Raw genomic sequence first — 20,124 nt, forward strand, 5'->3', positions numbered from 1 at the left:
GGCGGACCCTCCCCGCAGTGGTCCGTCGGGCGGTCAGGGCCGGCGGGTGCGGCTCAGGTAGCTCTGTGGAAGAGCCTGCCCAGCAGGCCGCGCGCCGGTCGGGAGAACTCGCCTGGACGGTGTCGTTCGCAGTGCTCGGGCGCGGGCGGACACCGGTGCCGTGCCGAGCGCGGGTGTGCGTCCGCGTGCCGGTGTGCGTCCCGATGTCGGTGCGTGTCCGGATGCCGGTGTGAGTCGTTTTGGTGCGGATGCGGGTCGAGGTGTCGTGAGACCGGGCGGGGCGCGGGCCGCTGGATGCGCGCCTCCCGCACTGTCCGCTCCAGGTCCGCTCGGAGCAGGCCGATCTCGTCGGGGTCCTGCGCCGTCGTGATCCGCTCGGTGAGGTGGGCGGCCGGCGAGCCGGGTGTGCCATGGGCGGGTGGTGGTGGCCGGAAGCGGCTCAGATGGGAGCGCTCGTAGGGGTCCGTGACGATCTCGGAGATCTGGACCGGGTCTAGCAGCGAGGCCAGGGCGCCCGCCCGCTCCCACGGTTCTCCTGCCTGACCCAGCAGGAAGCCCAAGTACCGTCCGCGCCAATTGCGGGGGCGCAGGTCCAGGCCGGTGTCCAACTGGCCCCGCAGCGCCTCCGGCAGGGGCCGACTCAGCAGCGGGGCGTTCTTCGCGTCGGCGGCGAACTCGCACAGTTCGTCCGCCAGGTACCGCCAGACCACGGCCCGGTAGCGGTTGAGGTGGAAGGCCACCGGAATCAGGAGGCCCAGCCTGGCCAGACGGGTGAACCGGGCGGCGGTCACCTCCATGATCGCCGAGCCCTCCCTGGTCCCCACGGTCGCCACCCTCTTCCGCAGCGCCTCCGGAAAGCCCTCCTCCCCCCGCAGCCGTTCGACCTCAGAGCGGTCGACCTGCCGGCCGATTCCTTCCTCAGCGGCCCGGGTGCGGATGTGGCCGAGGTGCACGGCTAGGTCGAACTCGCTGCGTTTGAGGCTCAGTTCGCGAGCCGCCCGGCTCTGCGAGAAGGGCGCTCGGCCCGTGGTGGCAGCCGGCCGAGCGGTTGACGTGACCTCACGCGTGACAGTGTTGCCGGACATACTGGTCTCCCCCGTGGAGTGTCGGGATCGCGCCGTTTGCGATCACCTGCGAAAACGGTAGCCGGTGACGGGATCGACCGCGCGAGCCTGTGGATAACTTCGCGAGGGAACAGCGAAAGGGCAGGTCAGAGGTCTGTCGACGACGGCCGTTCAGGCCGTCGGGCGTCCACGACGTCGAGGTGCTCGCCGACCCGGTTGACGAGCAGGGTCATCTCGTAGGCGATCTGACCGATGTCGACCTCCGCTCCGCTGAGGACGCACAGGCAACTGCCCGCGCCGGCGGCGGTGACGAACAGCACCGCGTCGTCGAATTCGACCATCGTCTGGCGCACCCCGCCCGCGCCGAAGTGGCGTCCCGAGCCCTTGGCCAGGCTGTGCAGGCCGGACGAGACGGCCGCGAGATGCTCCGCGTCCTCGCGTCGGAGCCCCGTGCTCGTTCCCGTCACCAGTCCGTCGGTGGACAGTACTAAGGCGTGGTGTACGTGCTCCACGCGTTGGGTCAGATCGTCGAGCAGCCAGCTCAGTGTCTGGTTCTGCGCCATGATGCGGTCTCCCCGTGTGATCTCTTCCCCCCAGACCGGAGGATCTGCCGCCAGCCTTCCCCACCGCCACTGTCCCGGCAAGGAGGATGGGCACCATGGCACAAAAGATGACCGACGAGGAATGGCGGGCTTTCGTCTCTTACGGCACCCGCACCGGCAAGCTGTCGACCGTTCGGGCCGATGGGAGCCCTCATGTCGCGCCGATCTGGTTCCTGCTCGACGGCGACGACGTGGTGTTCAACACCGGGAAGGAGACCGTGAAGGGGCGAAATCTGGCCCGTGACGACCGGGTCGCCCTGTGCGTGGACGACGAACGGCCGCCGTTCACGTTCGTGGTGCTGCAGGGCCGCGCCCGGCTCTCGGAGGACCTCGACGAACTCCGGCAGTGGGCCACCCGCATCGGCAGCCGATACATGGGCGAGGATCGCGGCGAGGAGTTCGGAGCCCGCAACGGCGTGCCGGGCGAACTCCTGGTCCGGGTCAGGGTCGACAAGGTGGTGGCGGTGAAGGATCTCGCGGACTGACCCCCACCACCGGCGGGCTCCCGCCCGTCGGTCCGTACGCGGCCGGTCGCCTTCGGCACGTGAAGTCGAGGAGCCGGGTGGTGCGTCCCTGCGATCCGCCCGGCGCACGCGACCAGCCGAACGAGGAACCGCCTACCCGGCATCCGTCCGCCCCGGTGGGGGATCATGCGGAACATGAGCGACGACCACACACACATCCAGGAGTTCTTCACGGCCCGCGCCGCCGACTGGGACAACCGGTTCCCGGACGATGGTCCCGCCTATGCGGCCGCGGTCGCCGAGCTCGGGCTGCGCGAGGGCGACCGCGTCCTCGACGCGGGCTGCGGCACCGGGCGCGCCATGCCCCCGCTGCGCGCGGCCGTGGGCGCTTCGGGCATCGTCGTCGGCGCCGATCTGACGTGGGCCATGCTGGAGGCCGCCGTAAGGGCCGGGCGGGACCGGGAAGGACTGCTGCTGCTCGCCGATGTGGGCGCGCTGCCACTCGTGTCGGGGTCGTTCGACGCCGTGTTCGCCGCGGGCCTCATCGCTCACCTTCCTCGCCCAGCGGAGAACCTCCGCGAGTTGCGGCGCGTCGTACGCCCCGGCGGCACGCTGGCGCTCTTCCATCCGATCGGCCGTGCGGCGCTCGCCGCGCGTCAGGGCCGGCGGATCACGCCGGACGATCTGCGTGCGGAACCCAACCTCCGCCCGCTGCTCTCCGGTTCGGGATGGCGCTTGACGTCCTACGTCGACGAGGACACCCGCTTCCTGGCCCTGGCCGCACGCGAGGACTGACCGCCGTCCGACCTCGCCGGCCCCACGGTCTCCGGGTGAGGGACCGCAGGTCCGAGTGTGCACGGGAGTCGTGACAAGGGCCTTCCCCTCGCACTAGGGTGCGCGCCGTTGGGCGAACCGATGGGGAGGCTGGGATGGCCGGGACTGAAGAGGAGGTCGCCACCGCGGACGACGCTCTGTATGTGCTCACGGCGGTACTGCTGACGCCCGCGCAGTTTCCGAGCGTTCTGGGGGACGACTACCCGGAGGCCTGTGCGGCCCTCGGCCTCGCACCGCTCGCCGACGGGTACGGCCTGGTGCTCGGTCAGGACGGCGACGGGGCGCGGTGGACGGTCGCCGTCGACGACGTGCCGCTGGTCGCCGTGGCCGTCGCGTCCTGGGACTGCGGAATGGAGTACGACCTGTCTCCCGACGAGCGCAGCGTCGTCGCCGCCCTGCCGGGCTGGCCCCTGACCCTCGCCGTGGCGGCTCCCGGCGTGCCCGCGCCGCACGATCCGGACCCGGAGTCCTCCGGCGGGACCGCGCTGTCCCCGCCCGACAGCGGTGCCTGGGGACCGGCCCAGCGTCGTCTGGGCGCCGACGAGATCGCGCTGCAGTGGGCGGTGTGGCGCGAGCAGCTCGACGACGCGGAGTTCCTCGCTCCCGCGGACAGCGCCCGCACCGGGGAAGACGACGATCCGTCGAGCGCGTCGGCCCACGGAAACAGCGAACCGGCGGACGGAACGGGTGGCAAGCCTTCTCCGAGCCACAGCGGCATCCGGCGCGCGCTGGCGGAGGCACGCGCGTACGTGGACAAGCCTCCGCCGCTGGGCCGGGTCCGGTCGTCCTTCGCGCCCGGCGACGCGCGTACCCTGCGGGCCGACGGTCCGGGCTGGTCGATGGTGGCCCGCACCGACGACATCGCCTTCGTGCTCCTCGACGACGAGCCCGGCGAGGTCCTGCCGATCGGTCGTGGGCCGGAGCTGCCGGGTCTGCTGGAAGCCCTCGACAAGCTGGCCGTACGCCCCCTCTGAGCTCCTGTGCTCAGAGGGGGCGACCGCCGGAGTCCGACGCGCTGATGGCGTGGGTTGAGTTCGATGGCCGGACGCCCGCGGACCGGATCGTCGGCAGGCCCGCGAACGGCGATGTGGCCGGCTCATGCGCCCCTGGCAGGAGCGCGCGGGGACGGGAGCACTTCAGCGGCCGAGCTCCTTGCGGGTGACGCGGCGCAGCCGGCGCCGCTGCGAGGGGTCCAGGGCGAGGTATGCGGCGGCCGGGACTCCGAGCACTATCAGGACGGCGACCCACCAGGGCAGCCAGATCAGCAGAATGAGCCCGACCGCCACTCCTCCTGCGGCGATCTTCGCGTTCTTCGACATCTGTCGCCTCCTTCGCGGCCACTGCCGCTCTCTGCTGTGAGAACGGGTCCGCGCTCCCGGCGGTTCCGGACCTCGACCCTGAGACGCCCCTGAGGCGCACCCCTACTGGTCGCGCTGGGAACGCTCTCCTCGGCCGCGCGCGGGACCTGGGTCGCTGCGCTCCCAGGACCACCCTGGGCACACACACGCGCGTGTGTGTGCCCAGATGCCGGAAGTCTCCGTGTCAGCCGCGTGCCCCCAGCAGGTGGTCCATCGCGAGCTGGTCGAGCCGCTCGAAGGCCATCCCGCGAGCCGCGGCCGCCTCGACGTCGAAGTCCTCGAAGGCCGAGCGGTCCGCGAGCAGCGCCTCCAGGCCGTCCGCCGCCGTGGGCTGCGCCAGCTCGTCGAGCCGGGAAGCGCGCAGGGCCTCCTGGACCTCCGGGTCGGCCCGGAAGGCGGCCGAACGCTCCTTGAGGATGAGGTAGTTGCGCATGCAGCCGGCGGCCGAGGCCCACACGCCGTCCAGGTCCTCGGTCCGCGGTGGCTTGAAGTCGAAGTGGCGCGGGCCCTCGTAGCCGGCGCTCTCCAGCAGGTCGACCAGCCAGAAGGCGGCGCGCAGGTCACCGGCGCCGAAGCGCAGGTCCTGGTCGTACTTGATGCCGGACTGGCCGTTGAGGTCGATGTGGAAGAGCTTGTCCGCCCACAGCGCCTGGGCGATGCCGTGCGGGAAGTTGAGCCCGGCCATCTGCTCGTGGCCGACCTCAGGGTTGACGCCGTACAGCTCCGGGCGCTCCAGGCGCTCGATGAACGCGAGCGCGTGGCCGACGGTCGGGAGCAGGATGTCGCCGCGCGGCTCGTTCGGCTTGGGCTCAATGGCGAAGCGGATGTCGTAGCCCTGGGAGGTGACGTACTCGCCGAGGAGGTCGAACGCCTCCTTCATGCGGTCCAGCGCGGCCCGCACGTCCTTGGCCGCGCCGGACTCGGCGCCCTCGCGGCCGCCCCAGGCCACGTACGTCTTCGCGCCGAGTTCGACGGCCAGGTCGATGTTGCGGATCGTCTTGCGCAGCGCGTAGCGGCGCACGTCGCGGTCGTTGGCCGTGAACGCGCCGTCCTTGAAGACCGGGTGGGTGAAGAGGTTCGTGGTGGCCATCGGCACGGTCATGCCGGTCGCATCGAGCGCCTGCCGGAAGCGCTTGATGCGCGACTCGCGCTCGGTGTCGGAGGCGCCGAAGGGGATCAGGTCGTCGTCGTGGAAGGTCACGCCGTGTGCGCCGAGTTCGGCCAGGCGCTGCACCGTCTCGACCGGGTCGAGGGCACGGCGCGTGGCGTCGCCGAACGGGTCCCGTCCCTGCCAGCCGACGGTCCACAGGCCGAAGGTGAACCTGTCCTCGGGGGTGGGCTGGTAGCTCATGCCGCGGCTCCTTGCTCGCTTGCGACTATTTCGTCATGGCGATTTACAAATTAGTATGCCGACGCGTCCCTGGGAAGGGAACAAGGGCCACGACCGGGTCGGCACCCCGCGTCGCCGGGCCGTGTACACCAAAAGAACTGCAGGTCAGATCCCGCGAGCCGCGGAAAGAGGGAGAGCCGATGTCAGCAGCCGAGGGTCCGCTCGTCGTCGGTGTGGACTCGTCCACGCAGTCCACCAAGGTGCTCGTCGTCGACGCGGCCACCGGACAGGTCGTGGCGAGCGGGCAGGCGCCGCACACCGTCTCGTCCGGCGACGGCCGCGAGAGCGACCCGCGCCAGTGGTGGGACGCCCTGTGCGCGGCGCTCCAGCAGTGCGGGGAGGCGGCCCACGAGGCGGCCGCCGTGTCGATCGCCGGCCAGCAGCACGGACTCGTGACCCTGGACGCGCAGGGCGTCCCGGTGCGGCCCGCCCTGCTGTGGAACGACGTGCGCTCGGCGCCGCAGGCCCGCCGTCTCGTCGAGGAACTGGGCGGCCCCAAAGCCTGGGCGGAGCGCACGGGCAGCGTGCCGGGGGCCTCCTTCACGGTCACGAAATGGGCCTGGCTCGCCGAGCACGAGCCGGAGGCGGCGCGGTCGACGGCGGCGGTGCGCCTGCCGCACGACTACCTCACGCAGCACCTGACGGGCGAGGGCACGACGGATCGGGGGGACGCCTCGGGTACGGGCTGGTGGGCGTCCACGACCGAGGCGTACGACGAGGAGACCCTGGCCCATGTGGGGCTCGATCCGGCGCTGCTGCCCCGGGTGGTGCGTCCGGGCGAGGTGGCGGGGACCGTGCGCGACAGCCATGACCTGCCGTTCTCCAAGGGCACACTGGTGGCGGCCGGCACCGGTGACAACGCTGCCGCCGCGCTGGGCCTCGGGCTGCGGCCGGGCACACCGGTACTGAGTCTCGGCACCTCCGGCACGGTGTACGCGGTGTCCCGCCACCGGTCGGCCGACCCGACGGGCACGGTGGCCGGTTTCGCCGACGCGCGCGGTGACTGGCTCCCGCTCGCCTGCACCCTCAACTGCACGCTCGCCGTCGACCGGGTCGCCGCTCTGCTCGGCCGGGACCGCGAGGCCGTGGAACCCGGTACGTCCGTCACGCTGCTCCCCTACCTGGACGGCGAACGCACCCCGAACCTGCCGAACGCGTCCGGGCTGCTGCACGGGCTGCGCCACGACACCACGCCCGGACAGTTGCTGCAGGCCGCCTACGACGGCGCCGTGCACGCCCTGCTCGGCGCGCTGGACCTGGTGCTGGACCAGGACGCCGACCGCACCACCCCGCTGCTGCTGATCGGCGGCGGCGCCCGGGGCACGGCCTGGCAGCAGACCGTGCGGCGCCTGTCCGGGCGGCCCGTGCAAATCCCGGAGGCCCGAGAGCTGGTCGCGCTGGGCGCCGCCGCCCAGGCCGCGGGGCTGCTCACCGGCGAGGATCCGGCCGCGGTCGCCCGCCGCTGGCGCACGGCCGACGGCCCGGTGCTCGAGGCAGTGGAGCGCGACGAGGCGACCTTGAACAGGATCTCCGGGGTACTCTCCGATGCGGCACCGCTGCTGGAGCGCGGGACGCGGACCCCCTGACGGACACCGGCGGGCGGACGGCCGTCCCGCGGCCGTCCGCCCGCACCGCATCGTTCGACGCAGAGCGCCGGCGGACACCGACCAAGGAAGACACCGAGGACGACGGAGGCATGACCGCACCGCTGCACGAGACCCACTCCGCCGGTCCGGGGCGCACGCTGCCCGACACCCAGCAGGGCATGCGCCGTCGCAACCTCGCCCGGGTCATGCACACCGTCCGCGCCGAGGGGCCGCTGTCGCGGGCGGCGGTCGCCTCACGCATCGGACTGACCCGTGCCGCGGTGTCGACCCTCGTCGACGAACTCGTCCGGACCGGACTTCTGGAAGAGCTGGGGCCCGAGCGGCCCGGCCGGGTGGGCCGTCCCGGTTCGGCCCTGGCCGTCAGCGGGCACGGCCCCGCCGGGGTCGGCGCGGAGGTCGGGGTCGACCACCTCGCGGCCTGCGTGGTCGACCTGCGCGGCCAGGTGCGGGCGCGGGCGGTACGCCGTGGAACGAACCGGGGCCGCTCCCCCGAACCGGTGGCGAGCGAACTCACCGCGCTGATACGCCAGGTCGTCGCCGAGGCGGAGCGGCAGGACCTGTGGGCCGCGGGACTCTCGGTCGCGGTGCCGGGACTGATCGCACGGGACGGTCGTACGGTCGTGCGTGCCCCCAATCTCGACTGGAACGACACCGACCTCGGCGCCCTGCTGCCGCCCGGGCTGCCCCTGACGGTGGACAACGAGGCGAACTTCGGCGGACTCGCGGAACTCTGGCTCGGCGAGGACACGCCGCGTGACTTCCTGCATGTGTCGGCGGAGATCGGCATTGGTGCCGCCGTGGTGGTCGACGGGCAGCTGCTGCGCGGGACGCGCGGTTTCGCGGGCGAGCTGGGGCATGTGCCGGTCGAACCGGACGGGCCCGCGTGCCCGTGCGGCGGGCGCGGCTGCCTGGAGCAGTACGCGGGAGAGGAAGCCGTGCTGCGGGCGGCCGGCCTGGAGCCGGGCGAAGGGCGGGTCGGACTGCTGGCGACCCGCGCCGCCGCGGGCGACGAGGAAGTACGGCGGGCCCTGCGGGATGCCGGCAGGGCACTGGGCGTCGCGCTGACCGGGGCCGTCAACCTGCTCGACCCCCGGAGCGTCGTGCTGGGCGGTGCCCTGTCCGCACTCGCGCCCTGGCTCCTGCCTTCCCTGGAGGCGGAGTTGGCGAGCCGGACCGCGGGGGCCGCCTGTCCGGTGTCGGTGTCCCGACTGGGCCCCGAGGGGCCGCTGCTGGGCGCCGCGCACGCGGTGGTGCGGTCCGTCCTCGACGACCCGGCGGCAGTGGCCGAACGCGCCTGATCTCAGACCCACTTCACCCGATCGAGTGGCGGAGTTTTCCACAATTCCGCGGGAGTCCACCGAGCCCCACCGGGCTCTTCTGCCCAACCCGCGAGCCCCGTAACGTGATTCACGCGAGGTGCCGTCGTCGAGTCGGATCGCCGGCGGATCTCGGGTGTCGAAGGGGTTCTCATGACGGGGAAACACCAGCTGTCCCGGACAGTCACGCCAGGCCCACCGGCTCGACACGTCGAGCGGTTGACGCGTTCCGAATACCCCGGCTCGACCCGGTGAAGTGACTCGCGCCTGACCGCCGTTCGGTCGGCCGCCGGCCGGCCGGCCACCCAGGCCGCCGAGTCCCCGTTGACCGATCCGTGTGACACCGACGCCGCGTGCGTGGCCACGCTCCACGAGGAGCGGCCGTCGGTGAGCGAGACTCGCCGCGGACCGCACGGACTCCTCACCCACCGACCGAACCACGTACCCCCTCATGGACGGTTTAGCGGCCTCCCGCCCCTCCCCGAGACACCCGCACCACTACTCCCCCACACAGAAAGGCCACCACCCATGGACCGGGCACGACCACTCCTCCCCAGCCGACGCCACCTGCTCAAGGGTGCCGCCCTGGCAGTCGTCCCCTACGCCTTACTTCCCGCCACGCGGGTCGACGCGCGGCCCCAGGCAGTCGACTACCCGGAGGCCGAGTGGCAGCCGGCGAGCAGCTCCAACTACACGGCGTCCAGCCGGCCCACGAGCTACTCGGTGGACCGGGTGGTCATCCACGTCACCCAGGAGACGTACGCCAGCACCCTGGCGATCTTCCAGAATCCGAAGAAGGAGGTGTCCGCGCACTATGTCGTCCGGTCCGCCGACGGACACGTCGCGCAGTGCGTCCGCGAGTCGGACGTCGCCTGGCACGCCGGGAACTGGGACTACAACACCCGCAGCATCGGCATCGAGCACGAAGGCTGGGTGGACAAGCCTGCCTACTTCACCAACGCCCTCTACGAGGAGTCGGCCAGGCTCACCGCGGCGATCTGCGACCGATACCGCATCCCCAAGGACCGCGCGCACATCATCGGGCACCATGAGGTACCGGGCACGGACCATACCGATCCCGGGCCCGACTGGGACTGGGTGCGCTACATCAGACTCGTGAACTTCGCCTGACGGAGAGCCCGGACGAAAAGGTTGTCCGGGCGCGCACCGGGAGTGACGATGTCCACAGCCGCATCGCCGTCCGGGGAGGCCGCATTGACCGATCCGTGGGTGGCCCTGGAACCGGGAGCCGACCCTTCCGAGCGTGTTCGCGCCCTGCGCCGGGCGCACGAGACGTTCACCGCGGTGGGCACCGTGCCGCGCCCGGTGCGTCCGGTGGTGGCCGACTCGTGGCGGCGTTCCGCCCGGGCGGGTGTCGGGCCGGACGGCACGGCGAGCGTGGAACTCGGCGACAGTGACCTCGGCACCTACCGGGCGGAGCATCCACTGGCGCTGGTGATGCCGCTGTTCCGGGAGCTGCTAGGCACGTACGCCGCCGACGGCGAGCATCTGCTCGCGGTGTGCGACGCGCACGGCAGGCTGCTGTGGGTGGAGGGACATCCGGGGACCCGGCGCAAGGCGGACCGAATGAACTTCGTGCCGGGCGCGCGCTGGTCGGAGACCGCGGTCGGGACGAACGCGCCGGGCACGGCGGTCGCGCTGGACCGCCCGGTGCAGTTCGCGGCCGAGCACTTCATCCGGCGCGTCCAGCCCTGGACGTGCGCGGCGGCCCCCGTGCACGATCCGCGCACGGGACAGGTGCTCGGCGCCGTGGACATCACCGGTGGGCACGGGCTCGCGCACCCGCACAGCCTCGGTTTCGTGCGGGCGGTTGCACGGGCCGCCGAGTCCGAGCTGGCGCTGCTCGCCCCGCGCCGGCCCGCCGCCGGCGCGGCCGAGTTGACCGCCCTCGGCCGGGACGAGGCCCGGCTGGTGGTCGGCGGCCGCGGTGTTCGGCTGAGCCGCCGGCACAGCGAGATCATGGTGCTGCTGGCCCGTCATCCGGAGGGTCTGACCGGGGACCAGTTGCTGTGCGCGCTGTACGAGGACGAGTCGGTGACGCCGGTGACGCTGCGGGCCGAACTGGCCCGGCTGCGTAAGGTGCTCGGTGCGGGGGTGCTCGCCTCGCGACCGTACCGGCTGACCGTTCCGGTTGGCTCGGACGCGGCCGCCGTCCAGCACCGGTTGGAGACAGGGGCGGTCGTGGCGGCCGCCGCGGCCTACTCCGGTCCACTGCTGCCCGGCTCACAGGCTCCGGCGGTGGTGCGGCTGCGACAGCGTCTCGCCGACGGAATGCGGAGCTCGCTGATCGCCTGTCGCGACCCCGACCTGCTGGCCGACTGGGTGCACGCGCCGTGGGGCGAGGACGACCTGGACGTGTGGCGGGCCCTCGTCGCCGTGCTGCCGACCGCGACGGCCCGGGCCCGGCTCGCCGCGCTCGAGGCGGAGTTGGCGGCGCCGCCCGGCTGGCACGGTCCGGTACCCCGCTGACCGTTTCGGGCCCGCCACCGCGCGTCGGTGGCCCGTTCCGCAACGTCCTTGCAACGTCGGCGTGTCTAGCCTCGCGCCGAGAGCTGCCCAACGGCGGGCAGCGCTGCTGAGGGAGGCAGACCAGAATGACCCGTTACGCGGCGCCCGGCACCGAGGGCGCGATCGTCTCCTACCAGGCGCGCTACGACCACTTCATCGGCGGCGAGTACGTGCCGCCGGCCCGCGGACAGTACTTCGAGAACCCCTCGCCGGTGAACGGGCAGCCTTTCACGGAGGTCGCGCGCGGAACGGCGGAGGACGTCGAGCGGGCGCTGGACGCGGCGCACGCGGCCGCCCCGGGCTGGGGGCGCGCCTCCGTGACCGAACGCTCCGACATCCTGCTGAAGATCGCCGACCGCATGGAGGCCAACCTCGAATCCCTGGCAATCGCCGAGAGCTGGGAGAACGGCAAGCCGGTCCGCGAGACGCTGGCGGCCGACATCCCGCTGGCCATCGACCACTTCCGCTACTTCGCGGGCGCGATCAGGGCGCAGGAGGGGTCGCTCGGGGAGATCGACAACGACACGGTGGCGTACCACTTCCACGAGCCGCTCGGGGTGGTCGCGCAGATCATCCCGTGGAACTTCCCGATCCTGATGGCGACCTGGAAGCTGGCGCCCGCGCTCGCCGCGGGCAACGCGGTGGTGCTCAAGCCCGCCGAACAGACCCCTGCCTCGATCCACTACTGGCTGAGCCTCGTCTCCGACCTGCTGCCGCCCGGGGTGCTGAACATCGTCAACGGCTTCGGCGTGGAGGCGGGCAAGCCGCTCGCCTCCAGCCCGCGAGTGGCGAAGGTGGCGTTCACGGGCGAGACGACGACGGGGCGGCTGATCATGCAGTACGCCGCCGAGAACATCAAGCCGGTCACGCTGGAGCTCGGCGGCAAGTCGCCGAACATCTTCTTCGACGACGTCTCGGCGGCGGACGACGACTTCCGCGACAAGGCGCTCGAGGGCTTCACGATGTTCGCGCTCAACCAGGGCGAGGTGTGCACCTGCCCGTCCCGGGCGCTGATCCAGCGCGGTCACTACGCGGAGTTCGTCGAGGCGGCAGTCGCCCGCACGAAGCTCATCACGACGGGCCACCCCCTCGACACGGAGACCATGATCGGGGCTCAGGCCTCGAACGACCAGCTGGAGAAGATCCTCTCCTACCTGGACATCGGGCGGCAGGAGGGCGCGCGCGTCCTGACCGGCGGGGAACGCATCGAGCACGAGGGTGAGTTGAAGGGCGGCTACTACGTACAGCCGACCATCTTCGAGGGCGACAACCGGATGCGGATCTTCCAGGAGGAGATCTTCGGGCCGGTGGTCTCGGTGACGTCCTTCGACGACTTCGACGACGCGATCAAGATCGCGAACGACACGCTGTACGGCCTCGGCGCGGGTGTGTGGACCCGGGACACCGGCACCGCCTACCGCGCGGGCCGCGCCATCCAGGCGGGCCGCGTCTGGACCAACTGCTACCACGCCTACCCGGCACACTCCGCCTTCGGCGGCTACAAGCAGTCCGGAATCGGCCGCGAGACACACAAGATGATGCTGGACCACTACCAGCAGACGAAGAACCTTTTGGTGTCGTACTCGCCGAAGAAGCTCGGCTTCTTCTAGACACAGAAAAAGGGCGCCTGACCAGGGAAGATGCCCGTCAGGCGCCCTTCTCGGCGCACACCTGAGCAGCAGGGCTTCGACGTAGTCGGCGGGCGTCCGTTTCGTGACCACTTGCGGTGAAGGGAGCGCGAGCGGACGGTTCCTGTCTCATGTCCATTGCGCCTCGGTGACCTGCGTCTCCGCGCACCGTCGGGCGGAGCCAGCCGACGGTGCCGGGGGATGATCCCTGCGTGGCTGAAGAGACAGGCGCAGATGCGGACGACGCTCGTGCATGGGATGAGCGGCTGGGCTGGGCGTTCGGGCTGATAGCAGATGATCCGGCTACGAGGAGTGCGGCACGCGCTGGCCGTCGTCCTCGACCTGACCGCGTGCGCGGTGGCGGACCGACAGCCCACCCCGCGCTATGGCGACCTGGCACAACCTCGCGGTCGGCGCCCTGCGACTGAACGGCGCGAAGAACATCGCCTCCGGCCATCACCGCAATGCGCGTGATGCCCGCCGACCCCTCACACTCCTCGGCCTCGCCTGAGCACGAAGTGGACGTCACTCGACTACGCCGAAGCCCCGAGGGCTGTCGCAGAGGCTTCAGGCTTTGGTCTTGGTCAGGCGGGCTGTCTCGCGAGGCCATCGAGTCGAACGGCGTTCGGCTCCGTGAGTTATTTTCCGACGGCCCCCTGGGCCGCTAAGGGGTCGACCGGGTCCGGCGCATGCGTTCTCGGCGTTCTCTCAGGCTGAGACCGAGAGGTAACGCCGCCTCAGATGGTCGGGGTGTTGTCAACAATCGGCCTGTGAACCTCAACAACCGGCTTCCACCCCGCGGAGAACTCGATGAAGTCCGCACGGGTGGGGTAGGTGTCGATCGCGCGACGGTCACGCTTGGGGCTGTCGCCCCCCTTGCGCCCCCGGGGAATCTGCTCCTCGAAGATGTCGACCTTCACGTCGGGAACCTCCTTGAGGCCCTGGCGCCAGATCTGCACGATGTCGGCGCCGAACGCCTGCCGAGCCGCAGCGTAAAGGGCCGTGAGGGCCCCCTTGTCCCCACCAGGGACGAAAAGTGCCAGGTCCAGCACGACACCGGCGGACTGGAGGACCTCGATGGTCACCGAGCCGTTCTCGTCGGCCAAGTAGATTCCGGCTTCATTCTCGTCGTCGGGAAGGCAGGAGACCTCTTCCTGGAATACGGTTCTCGCCGTAATCGAGCCGCCCTCGAAATCCTCACCGGACTTGGTCAGAAAAGCAGGGACATAGCAGTCGGGAAGCTTGAGTTCTGCCGTGTCGGCGGAAACGAAGAGCCTGTCCTTCACGCCGAGCTTCGTCACCTCTTCCAGCGAGAGGCGGCGAGCGGCGATCTTCTCCGTGTTCACGATTTCCCTTTCAGGTTGCACTGTCCCTCGTAACAAGGACGCTACCACGAAACCCTGAGGTCAACTGCCCAGTAATCTTTGGGTAAATGGCCCCTGATGACCTGCACGGGAGGATACCGAAGCGAGTGCCACTCGATCGGGAACACGCATCCGCCAGGTAGTGTCCCTCGTCATGGCGTTGGGGATCAACTGGCGGTTGCATTTCGGTGCGTTGGGTAGCACGGAGGAACCAAAAGAGAGCTTACGGCAGATATCACCCATATCGCCTTCGGGGAGGTGGCGGCGAGGTAAGGCGATCCATTCGTCGTGCATCTCGAAGAGCGCAGCGGAAATCAACCGGATGGTCCGACAGCGCAACAACGGAGACCCCACGTCCGGGACGTGGCAGCGGCCAACGCGGTGGCGCTGGAGGCGGAGGCCGCCGGGGGTGCGCTCACGGCGTACAACACCGGCAGCGGCGAACCGCACACCGTCGGCGCGACGGCACGGGCGCCGGCCGCCGCGTACGGCGGCCCCGAGCCGGTCGTCACCGGCGAGTACCGGCTCGGGGACGTACGGCACATCACCGCGGACTCGTCGCGGCTGCGGGCCGGGCCGGGCTGGAAGCCGGAGGGCGGTTTCGAGGAAGGCATGACGGAGTTCGCGCGGGCCGGGATGCGCGGGACATAGGCGCGAGCGTCGGTCTGCCAGCGGTCGTAGGCGATGAGCGACCGTGGGACCGGTGTGCCGGTCCAATGGGTTGTGCCGGATCGCTGCGACCACCGCGAAGATGCGCTGAGCGACCCGGATCGCGACACCGTCGAAGATCCGCCCACCCTGCTGTTTTGTCATGTTCCCCGGGACGTTTACTCCGCAGCCGTTGGCGAGGGCGGCGTGGGTCAGCGGGCGGTGGCGGGGACAGGTCAAGTTCAGGTGGAGGGGGACGAGTTCCGCTCCCCGTGAAGCTCGCCGGGTTCGTCATGAGCGCACATGTTTCCCGTGACAGTGCACCCGACGCCCCGTCAGCCGTCCGCCAGAGTCGACGGAGGCCGCGACTCCCTCAACGTACGGGAACCGGCAGCAGGTCCGGCTGTCACACTCAGCCGGTCTCGGAGACGGGCAGCGTCTCGATGAGCCCTGCGGCCATCGCGCGCAGCAGCAGTGTGAGATGGGCCGGGAAATCGAGCGCGAGATGCCCCCATGCGGGAACCTGCTCATACAGCTCGGCAAGGACCGGCGTGGGATGGGCGGCCTGCCAGAGCCCGCCGGCCAGCGGGAGCGTCCCGCCGACCAGCGCCTGCAACTGGCTGTGCGACATCACGCTCGCGCGGTCCAGCGTCTCGACGATCCGGTCGTGCGCCGCGAACGCCTGAGTCTTGTAGCGGCGGGCGCGCTCGATGTCCACGTCACCCTCCAGGCTCATCGTGGCGTGGGTGAGGAGGTCGCAGAACACGGGCAGTGATGCGATCGTCTCGGCCAGCAGGCTCGACACATCGGATGGACCGAGGCCGGTCTGTGCCGAGAGTCGCGAGCTGATCGTGTCACGCCAGCGGGTCCAGCCGCGCTCCGCGAGTTCCAGCAGCAGCTCTTCCTTGCTCGCGTAGTAGCGCCGCACGCCGGTGCGGTGAAGGCCGGCGCGCTCGGTCACCCCCGCGACGGTCACGAACCGCACTCCACCGAGTTCGAGCGCGAGCTCCTCCGCGGCGTCGAGCAGGTCCTTGGAACGCTGCGCCTTGTCCTCCGTCGATCTCGCCCTCTCCCGCACCCCACAACGGTAACGCATGGCGTGTTGCGTTACGCGTGCTACCGTCGAAACATAACGCATCACGAGGTGCGCTAAGTCTGTGGGAGGAACGCCATGAAGGCTGTGCAAGCCATCCGGTACGGAGATCCGAGCGTTCTCGAAGTGGTGGAGCTGCCCGATCCCACGCCGGGCCCGGGCGAGATCGCCATCGACGTCACCCACGCCGCCGTCGGCCTGATCGATCTGTTCTTCCGCGAGGGCCGCTTCAAGGACCAGCCGGGGATGCCGCAGCCGCCCTTCGTCCCCGGTCTCGAAGTCACCGGAACGGTGCGCGCTCTCGGCGAGGGGGTCACCGGATTCACGGTCGGTGAGAGAGTCGTTTCGATGTCCAACGGCGGCACCGGCGGTTACGCCTCCGTCTTCATCGGACGTGCGGCTCTCGCCGTGTCCCTTGAGGGCTACGACATCGATCCCGCTCTCGCGGTATCGGTCGTGCCGAATGCCGCGATGGCCCACGTCGCGCTGACGCGCGTGGCCCAACTGGCCGAGGGCGAGAGCGTCCTGATCCATGGGGCGCTCGGCGGCTTCTCCGCGGCGTTTCCCGGCATGGCCAAGCAGTTGGGGGCCGGTCGGGTGGTCGGCACGGTCCGCGCAAGCAAGCTCCAGGCCGCCGCGGCCACGAAGCTCCCGTATGACGAGATCATCGACTCGGCCGAGCTGGCAGCGGTCGGCGAGGAACTTTTCGACGTCGTCATCGACCCCGTCGGCGGAGAGCTGCGCGACAGAAGCCTGGATGTGATGCGCTCCGGCGGCCGGCTCATCGCCTCCGGTAACGCGAGTGGGGACTGGGGCCACTCGGTCGAGACCAGCCGGCTCTGGTTCAAAAGCGTCGCGGTCATGGGCTTCAACGCCGGCGCCTACCTGCCCACGCACCCGGACACCGTGAAGCCCGCGCTCGAAGCAGCCGTCCAAGTCGTCGCCGCCGGACTCGGCCGGACCGAGGTCGACGTGCTCCCGTTCAGTCAGGCGGTCACCGCCCACGAGCGGATGACAAGCCGTTCCCTCAACGGACGCATCGCCTTGACACCAGCCGAGCCGACCTGATTGGTAGGCATTGAGCGCCATCGCAGCCGGTCGTCCGCGGCCACGGCTGGCGGTAGGCGGTAGGCGCTCCGCTCGTACTCGGTGCGCCAGCAGATGAGCCGCAGGGCCGGACCGCGGTCGTCCTCCAGTGTCAGCAGGCTCCGGGTGTCAGGCGCAGCGCGGCAGGCAGCCACGTGGCGGGTGTCAGTGCGAAGCCGGGCAGACCCAGGCCTTGGTCGGCGTCTGCGGCGGCGGTCATGGCGCGGTCGAGGCCGAGAGCGGGATCCCCGGCGGGACGTCAGCAGCGGGGTGCTGCCCTGGCGGTCGGGTCCACTCTTCGATGTCTCCGTCCGAGAAGGGGGTGGCGCCGCTGTCCTGGTTCCCGTAATCCGTCACTTCCGGGCCTGAGAAGTTCACGACGGTCAGGCCGGTCGTCCGGGTGTGCGGTGACAGGAACTCGCGTTCCTCCACGGGAGCGAGGGTGCGCCAGCCCGGGAGGGTCTGTCCGGTGAGGGCGGCGGCTTGCGTCAGTGGCCGTGTGGAGATGGCCTCGGCGGTTGTTCCGATCAGCGGAGTGTCCTGGCTGGCCGGGTCGTCCGGGCCGGGTGGCAGAGGAAGGTCGGGGCGTGGCCAGCGTGCCTCTTCGAAGGCCAGCGGAATGCGGGGGTCGTCTGTCAGTACGGTGGCCAGCTGGTCCTCCCAAGCTGCCGGATCGCTCAGGCCCAGGCCCTGCGAGAGCCTGTGCGCGCGGCTACCCGCTGCCACCGTTTGAATCGCCTCTTCGATGGTCTCCTCGATGGCGAGGTAGGCGTCCGGCAGCTCGCCCTCGTCGGCGCTGAGGTTAGCGCGGGACTGGGCCTTGTTCCTCTCGATGGTGCGCTCCGTGTCAACCTCGCGGCGAACCCTGGCGAGGACCGCTCGGATCAGCCCAGGCTGCAGTTGCTCGGCTTCATTCAGCCGCGCGCCAGCCACCTCTGCCACCATCCCCGTCACGACGCGGTCTCTCGGGCTGTCTCCCCGTGCGGCGGAGGTCCACAGGCGGCTCGGCGGGTTCAGCCCGGCCGGGTCCGACGCTCCCATGGACACGCTGGCCGCATCGTCGCCGGATCGGAGAGTTGCTCCAGTGCGAGGGCCATGGCAGGTGCCGTGGCTTCGGGGCGCAGTGTGACCAGAGATCGCGTCGCAACCATCGCTCGGCATTTGCCTTCCCGGTCCGCGTGTGCGACTGCGGCCAGTGCCGCGGTCGCGAAGGCGTGGTCGAGATCGCCGGGTACGGGGGTTCCGTTGTCGTTGTCGGGGGCGCGGTAGGGGTGCTGGGGGTCGTCGCTGTCGTGGACGCGTGGTGCTCTGCTCTCGATGACCGTTGCGGCTTCGTCCCAGAGGGCGAAGGCCAGGTCGAGGGAGTCGTTCGGGGGCAGGCCGAAGGCTTGCTGGGCGAAGGCTTGCTGGGCGAAGGCTTGCTGGGCGAAGGCTTGCTGGGCGAAGGCGAAGATCAGTGCCTGGGTGATGCCGTGGGTCCCGTACCGGCCGGCGCTCACCACTGCTTCGGCCTCTTCGGTGATGACGCGGTGGGTGAGGGTGCGATCGAGTTGCGCAGCCGTACGAAGGGCGTCGAGGGCTGTCTCGCCTCCGAAGTTCAGCCATCCGCCTTGTCCACGGGTGCGCACCCATGTCAGTGCGTAGGCTTCGGCGGCGAGCGCGTCATGGCCGTTCTGGCGAAGCTTGTCCGCAAGTCGGCGCAGCAGGAGGGGACCGTCCCGGAAGTCGAAGGGGCCGGCGATGGCACGCAGGACTTGTGCGGCCTCGTCGGTCTGTCCTCGGGCAGCGAGGTTGAGCAGGCCGTCGCCGACGAGGTCTCTCATCTGTTCGAGGGTGTGTTGTGGTGCGCCAGCCTCGTACGGGCTCAGGTGCCATGCGCGCAGTACCCGGATCAGGCCGACCGGTTCGGAGGGCGCGAGCGACGGGGCGGCAGGTGAGGTCGGGGCCGTGGCCGACTGCGCGGGGATGGGTGCGCTGCGGCGGGGCTGGGACTCGTCGGTGACCGATGGTTCGGGCAGGCGCGTGAGCTGCGGGGCGCCGACGCGTTCGGCGACGGCCTTGAGTTCCGCGACCAGTTGCGCGTCGGCCAGCCTCGTCCCGTCGCTGGAGGAGTCGCGGTTCGCTTGCCGCTCGTCGGCCCTGCTCAGTGCGATGCGCAGCAGTTGTGGAACGCCGTCGGGCGTGGAGGGGCCGACTGTCCGGGCGAGCCGGTCCAGAAGTGCGGCGTCGGCTTGGAGGAGCGGGGTGTCCAAGGTGATGCGGAGCGCGGTTGCCACAACCGGATCGGCGGTGCCGTTCCACGCGCGCCAGAGGTCTTCTCGGGCGCCGTGGAGGATGGTGTTCGGGCCGTTGCAGTCGCTGAGCAAGCCGGTGGCTGCGAGATCGGCAAGGGCCACGGGGTCTGCCCCGGCCAGGACGTTCCACCACCGCGGGCGGGCAGCGTTGGTCTCCTTGCCGTCGGTGTGAAGGACAAGACGTTCGCACAGTGGCTGGATTCGCGCCACCCGCGCCCGCCCCCGGGCCGGGTCCGCGGTGACCAGGGCGGGCAGCGGATCCAGGAGCTCATGGACGGTGATGTCCTTGCGCCAGCCGTAGGCCACCAGCTGTGACCGCGTGGCCGGCCCCGCCGGCCGCCGCACATGCCCCCGGGCAGCGGCTCGGCCAAGGCGCCCCGGCTCACTCAGGAGGTGTACAGCGACTGCAATCTGGTCACCTGGCCCTTCCCGTCGAAGCTGAGGTCGTACCCCAGCCCCGAGCGGGAGGAGCTCGGCTCGGCCATCAGCCGGTTGACGAGCTCGGTCTGGGAGTAGGGGTGGGGGGCGGAGTTGTCGCCCAGCGGGACCGATAGCAGCACCCGGGCGTCTGTGGCCATGAGCACCGTGGTGTAGGGCCCTTCACCGGGGATGATCAGCCACGCCTCGTGCGGGTCTGTGACGGCCACCTTCCGGGCCGTCCGCACTGACAGGTAGGTCCGTCCGCCACTGATCCAGCCCTCGCGTATCTGCATGAACTGCTTGGTACCGGCCCAGCGTGTCGTGCCGGCCGGGGCGGTGTCGTCGCCGGGCGCGGTTGTCGCGGTGGGTGGGGTCGTCGCGGTGGGTGGGGTCGTCGCAGTAGCCGGAACCTTCGTGGTGAGCGGGG

The 20,124-nt window shown here is 70.8% G+C and carries 19 protein-coding genes and 2 pseudogenes; 11 read left to right on the forward strand and 10 right to left on the reverse strand.

The annotated features are described in order from the left end of the window. Window positions 1–53: 53 nt before the first annotated feature. Both OIE49_RS05630 and OIE49_RS05635 read right to left on the reverse strand, forming a co-directional pair. A complete protein-coding gene (locus tag OIE49_RS05630; protein WP_326801352.1) occupies window positions 54–1,085 on the reverse strand; it encodes a DUF6397 family protein in 1,032 nt (343 codons plus the stop codon). Between the two features lie 125 nt (window positions 1,086–1,210). Next, window positions 1,211–1,627 carry a roadblock/LC7 domain-containing protein gene (locus OIE49_RS05635; protein WP_100567435.1) on the reverse strand — a complete coding sequence of 139 codons (417 nt, stop codon included), beginning with the start codon at window positions 1,625–1,627 and terminating at the stop codon, window positions 1,211–1,213. Window positions 1,628–1,722: 95 nt separating this feature from the next. Here OIE49_RS05635 and OIE49_RS05640 point away from each other — a divergent pair, with 95 nt between their 5' ends. The 3 genes from OIE49_RS05640 (at window position 1,723) to OIE49_RS05650 (ending at window position 3,938) form a co-directional block, all read left to right on the forward strand. Beyond that, window positions 1,723–2,151, forward strand: a complete 429-nt coding sequence (locus OIE49_RS05640; protein WP_326801353.1) for a PPOX class F420-dependent oxidoreductase — start codon at window positions 1,723–1,725, stop codon at window positions 2,149–2,151. 174 nt (window positions 2,152–2,325) lie between these two features. Next, complete coding sequence (locus OIE49_RS05645) at window positions 2,326–2,925, forward strand: class I SAM-dependent methyltransferase (protein WP_326801354.1); 600 nt, start codon at window positions 2,326–2,328, stop codon at window positions 2,923–2,925. A 134-nt stretch (window positions 2,926–3,059) separates the two neighbouring features. Next, window positions 3,060–3,938: a hypothetical protein gene (locus OIE49_RS05650; RefSeq protein WP_326801355.1), complete on the forward strand. Its 879-nt coding sequence runs from the start codon at window positions 3,060–3,062 to the stop codon at window positions 3,936–3,938. A 162-nt stretch (window positions 3,939–4,100) separates the two neighbouring features. On the opposite strand, the gene OIE49_RS05655 is transcribed toward OIE49_RS05650, so the two are convergent. Together OIE49_RS05655 and xylA are read right to left on the reverse strand one after the other, a co-directional pair. Beyond that, window positions 4,101–4,283: a hypothetical protein gene (locus OIE49_RS05655; RefSeq protein WP_100567433.1), complete on the reverse strand. Its 183-nt coding sequence runs from the start codon at window positions 4,281–4,283 to the stop codon at window positions 4,101–4,103. A 223-nt stretch (window positions 4,284–4,506) separates the two neighbouring features. Then, a complete protein-coding gene (gene xylA / locus OIE49_RS05660; protein WP_326801356.1) occupies window positions 4,507–5,673 on the reverse strand; it encodes a xylose isomerase in 1,167 nt (388 codons plus the stop codon). Window positions 5,674–5,852: 179 nt separating this feature from the next. Between xylA and xylB the strand changes: the two genes are divergently transcribed. From xylB to OIE49_RS05690, 6 genes are all read left to right on the forward strand, one after another. Then, a complete protein-coding gene (gene xylB, locus OIE49_RS05665) occupies window positions 5,853–7,298 on the forward strand; it encodes a xylulokinase (RefSeq protein WP_326801357.1) in 1,446 nt (481 codons plus the stop codon). Between the two features lie 110 nt (window positions 7,299–7,408). Further along, window positions 7,409–8,617, forward strand: a complete 1,209-nt coding sequence (locus OIE49_RS05670; protein WP_326801358.1) for an ROK family transcriptional regulator — start codon at window positions 7,409–7,411, stop codon at window positions 8,615–8,617. A gap of 546 nt (window positions 8,618–9,163) precedes the next feature. Further along, the gene (locus OIE49_RS05675) at window positions 9,164–9,766 is read left to right on the forward strand and encodes an N-acetylmuramoyl-L-alanine amidase (protein WP_326801359.1); all 603 of its coding nucleotides are present in this window, start codon (window positions 9,164–9,166) and stop codon (window positions 9,764–9,766) included. A gap of 48 nt (window positions 9,767–9,814) precedes the next feature. Next, complete coding sequence (locus tag OIE49_RS05680; protein ID WP_326801360.1) at window positions 9,815–11,125, forward strand: GAF domain-containing protein; 1,311 nt, start codon at window positions 9,815–9,817, stop codon at window positions 11,123–11,125. 125 nt (window positions 11,126–11,250) lie between these two features. Continuing rightward, a complete protein-coding gene (gene exaC, locus OIE49_RS05685) occupies window positions 11,251–12,774 on the forward strand; it encodes an acetaldehyde dehydrogenase ExaC (protein WP_326801361.1) in 1,524 nt (507 codons plus the stop codon). A 403-nt stretch (window positions 12,775–13,177) separates the two neighbouring features. Then, entirely contained in the window at window positions 13,178–13,303 is a 126-nt protein-coding gene (locus OIE49_RS05690) for a hypothetical protein (protein ID WP_326801362.1), read from the forward strand. A 226-nt stretch (window positions 13,304–13,529) separates the two neighbouring features. Here the strand turns inward: OIE49_RS05690 and OIE49_RS05695 are convergent, their stop codons facing one another. Then, window positions 13,530–14,138, reverse strand: coding sequence for a hypothetical protein (locus OIE49_RS05695; protein ID WP_100567412.1), 609 nt, complete (start codon window positions 14,136–14,138; stop codon window positions 13,530–13,532). Window positions 14,139–14,492: 354 nt separating this feature from the next. Between OIE49_RS05695 and OIE49_RS05700 the strand changes: the two are divergent. After that, window positions 14,493–14,807, forward strand: a pseudogene (locus OIE49_RS05700) (NAD-dependent dehydratase); the annotation flags it as partial. Between the two features lie 23 nt (window positions 14,808–14,830). Here OIE49_RS05700 and OIE49_RS37055 read toward each other — a convergent pair. Together OIE49_RS37055 and OIE49_RS05705 are read right to left on the reverse strand one after the other, a co-directional pair. Next, window positions 14,831–14,963 (reverse strand): annotated as a pseudogene (locus tag OIE49_RS37055) (IS982 family transposase); the annotation flags it as partial. A gap of 253 nt (window positions 14,964–15,216) precedes the next feature. Next, window positions 15,217–15,882 (reverse strand): TetR family transcriptional regulator, encoded by a 666-nt coding sequence (locus OIE49_RS05705; protein ID WP_326801363.1) that lies wholly within the window; start codon window positions 15,880–15,882, stop codon window positions 15,217–15,219. A gap of 93 nt (window positions 15,883–15,975) precedes the next feature. On the opposite strand from OIE49_RS05705, the gene OIE49_RS05710 reads away from it, so the two are divergent. Then, the gene (locus OIE49_RS05710; RefSeq protein WP_326801364.1) at window positions 15,976–16,965 is read left to right on the forward strand and encodes a quinone oxidoreductase family protein; all 990 of its coding nucleotides are present in this window, start codon (window positions 15,976–15,978) and stop codon (window positions 16,963–16,965) included. A 234-nt stretch (window positions 16,966–17,199) separates the two neighbouring features. On the opposite strand, the gene OIE49_RS05715 is transcribed toward OIE49_RS05710, so the two are convergent. The 3 genes from OIE49_RS05715 to OIE49_RS05725 form a co-directional block, all read right to left on the reverse strand. After that, on the reverse strand, window positions 17,200–17,937 hold the full coding sequence (locus OIE49_RS05715) for a hypothetical protein (RefSeq protein ID WP_326801365.1): 738 nt from the start codon (window positions 17,935–17,937) through the stop codon (window positions 17,200–17,202). Window positions 17,938–17,996: 59 nt separating this feature from the next. Next, window positions 17,997–19,583: a hypothetical protein gene (locus OIE49_RS05720; RefSeq protein WP_326801366.1), complete on the reverse strand. Its 1,587-nt coding sequence runs from the start codon at window positions 19,581–19,583 to the stop codon at window positions 17,997–17,999. 80 nt (window positions 19,584–19,663) lie between these two features. Continuing rightward, a complete protein-coding gene (locus tag OIE49_RS05725; RefSeq protein WP_326801367.1) occupies window positions 19,664–19,990 on the reverse strand; it encodes a hypothetical protein in 327 nt (108 codons plus the stop codon). Window positions 19,991–20,124 lie beyond the last annotated feature (134 nt).

It is taken from the genome of Streptomyces sp. NBC_01788 (genome assembly GCF_035917575.1).
Taxonomy (GTDB): Bacteria; Actinomycetota; Actinomycetes; order Streptomycetales; family Streptomycetaceae; genus Streptomyces.

Bases quoted from the DNA above. Each gene is read 5' to 3' on its own strand.
- OIE49_RS05630 (WP_326801352.1), bottom strand. From the start codon at position 1,085: ATGTCCGGCAACACTGTCACGCGTGAGGTCACGTCAACCGCTCGGCCG.
- OIE49_RS05635 (WP_100567435.1), bottom strand. From the start codon at position 1,627: ATGGCGCAGAACCAGACACTGAGCTGGCTGCTCGACGATCTGACCCAA.
- OIE49_RS05640 (WP_326801353.1), top strand. From the start codon at position 1,723: ATGGCACAAAAGATGACCGACGAGGAATGGCGGGCTTTCGTCTCTTAC.
- OIE49_RS05645 (WP_326801354.1), top strand. From the start codon at position 2,326: ATGAGCGACGACCACACACACATCCAGGAGTTCTTCACGGCCCGCGCC.
- OIE49_RS05650 (WP_326801355.1), top strand. From the start codon at position 3,060: ATGGCCGGGACTGAAGAGGAGGTCGCCACCGCGGACGACGCTCTGTAT.
- OIE49_RS05655 (WP_100567433.1), bottom strand. From the start codon at position 4,283: ATGTCGAAGAACGCGAAGATCGCCGCAGGAGGAGTGGCGGTCGGGCTC.
- xylA (WP_326801356.1), bottom strand. From the start codon at position 5,673: ATGAGCTACCAGCCCACCCCCGAGGACAGGTTCACCTTCGGCCTGTGG.
- xylB (WP_326801357.1), top strand. From the start codon at position 5,853: ATGTCAGCAGCCGAGGGTCCGCTCGTCGTCGGTGTGGACTCGTCCACG.
- OIE49_RS05670 (WP_326801358.1), top strand. From the start codon at position 7,409: ATGACCGCACCGCTGCACGAGACCCACTCCGCCGGTCCGGGGCGCACG.
- OIE49_RS05675 (WP_326801359.1), top strand. From the start codon at position 9,164: ATGGACCGGGCACGACCACTCCTCCCCAGCCGACGCCACCTGCTCAAG.
- OIE49_RS05680 (WP_326801360.1), top strand. From the start codon at position 9,815: ATGTCCACAGCCGCATCGCCGTCCGGGGAGGCCGCATTGACCGATCCG.
- exaC (WP_326801361.1), top strand. From the start codon at position 11,251: ATGACCCGTTACGCGGCGCCCGGCACCGAGGGCGCGATCGTCTCCTAC.
- OIE49_RS05690 (WP_326801362.1), top strand. From the start codon at position 13,178: ATGGCGACCTGGCACAACCTCGCGGTCGGCGCCCTGCGACTGAACGGC.
- OIE49_RS05710 (WP_326801364.1), top strand. From the start codon at position 15,976: ATGAAGGCTGTGCAAGCCATCCGGTACGGAGATCCGAGCGTTCTCGAA.
- OIE49_RS05725 (WP_326801367.1), bottom strand. From the start codon at position 19,990: ATGCAGATACGCGAGGGCTGGATCAGTGGCGGACGGACCTACCTGTCA.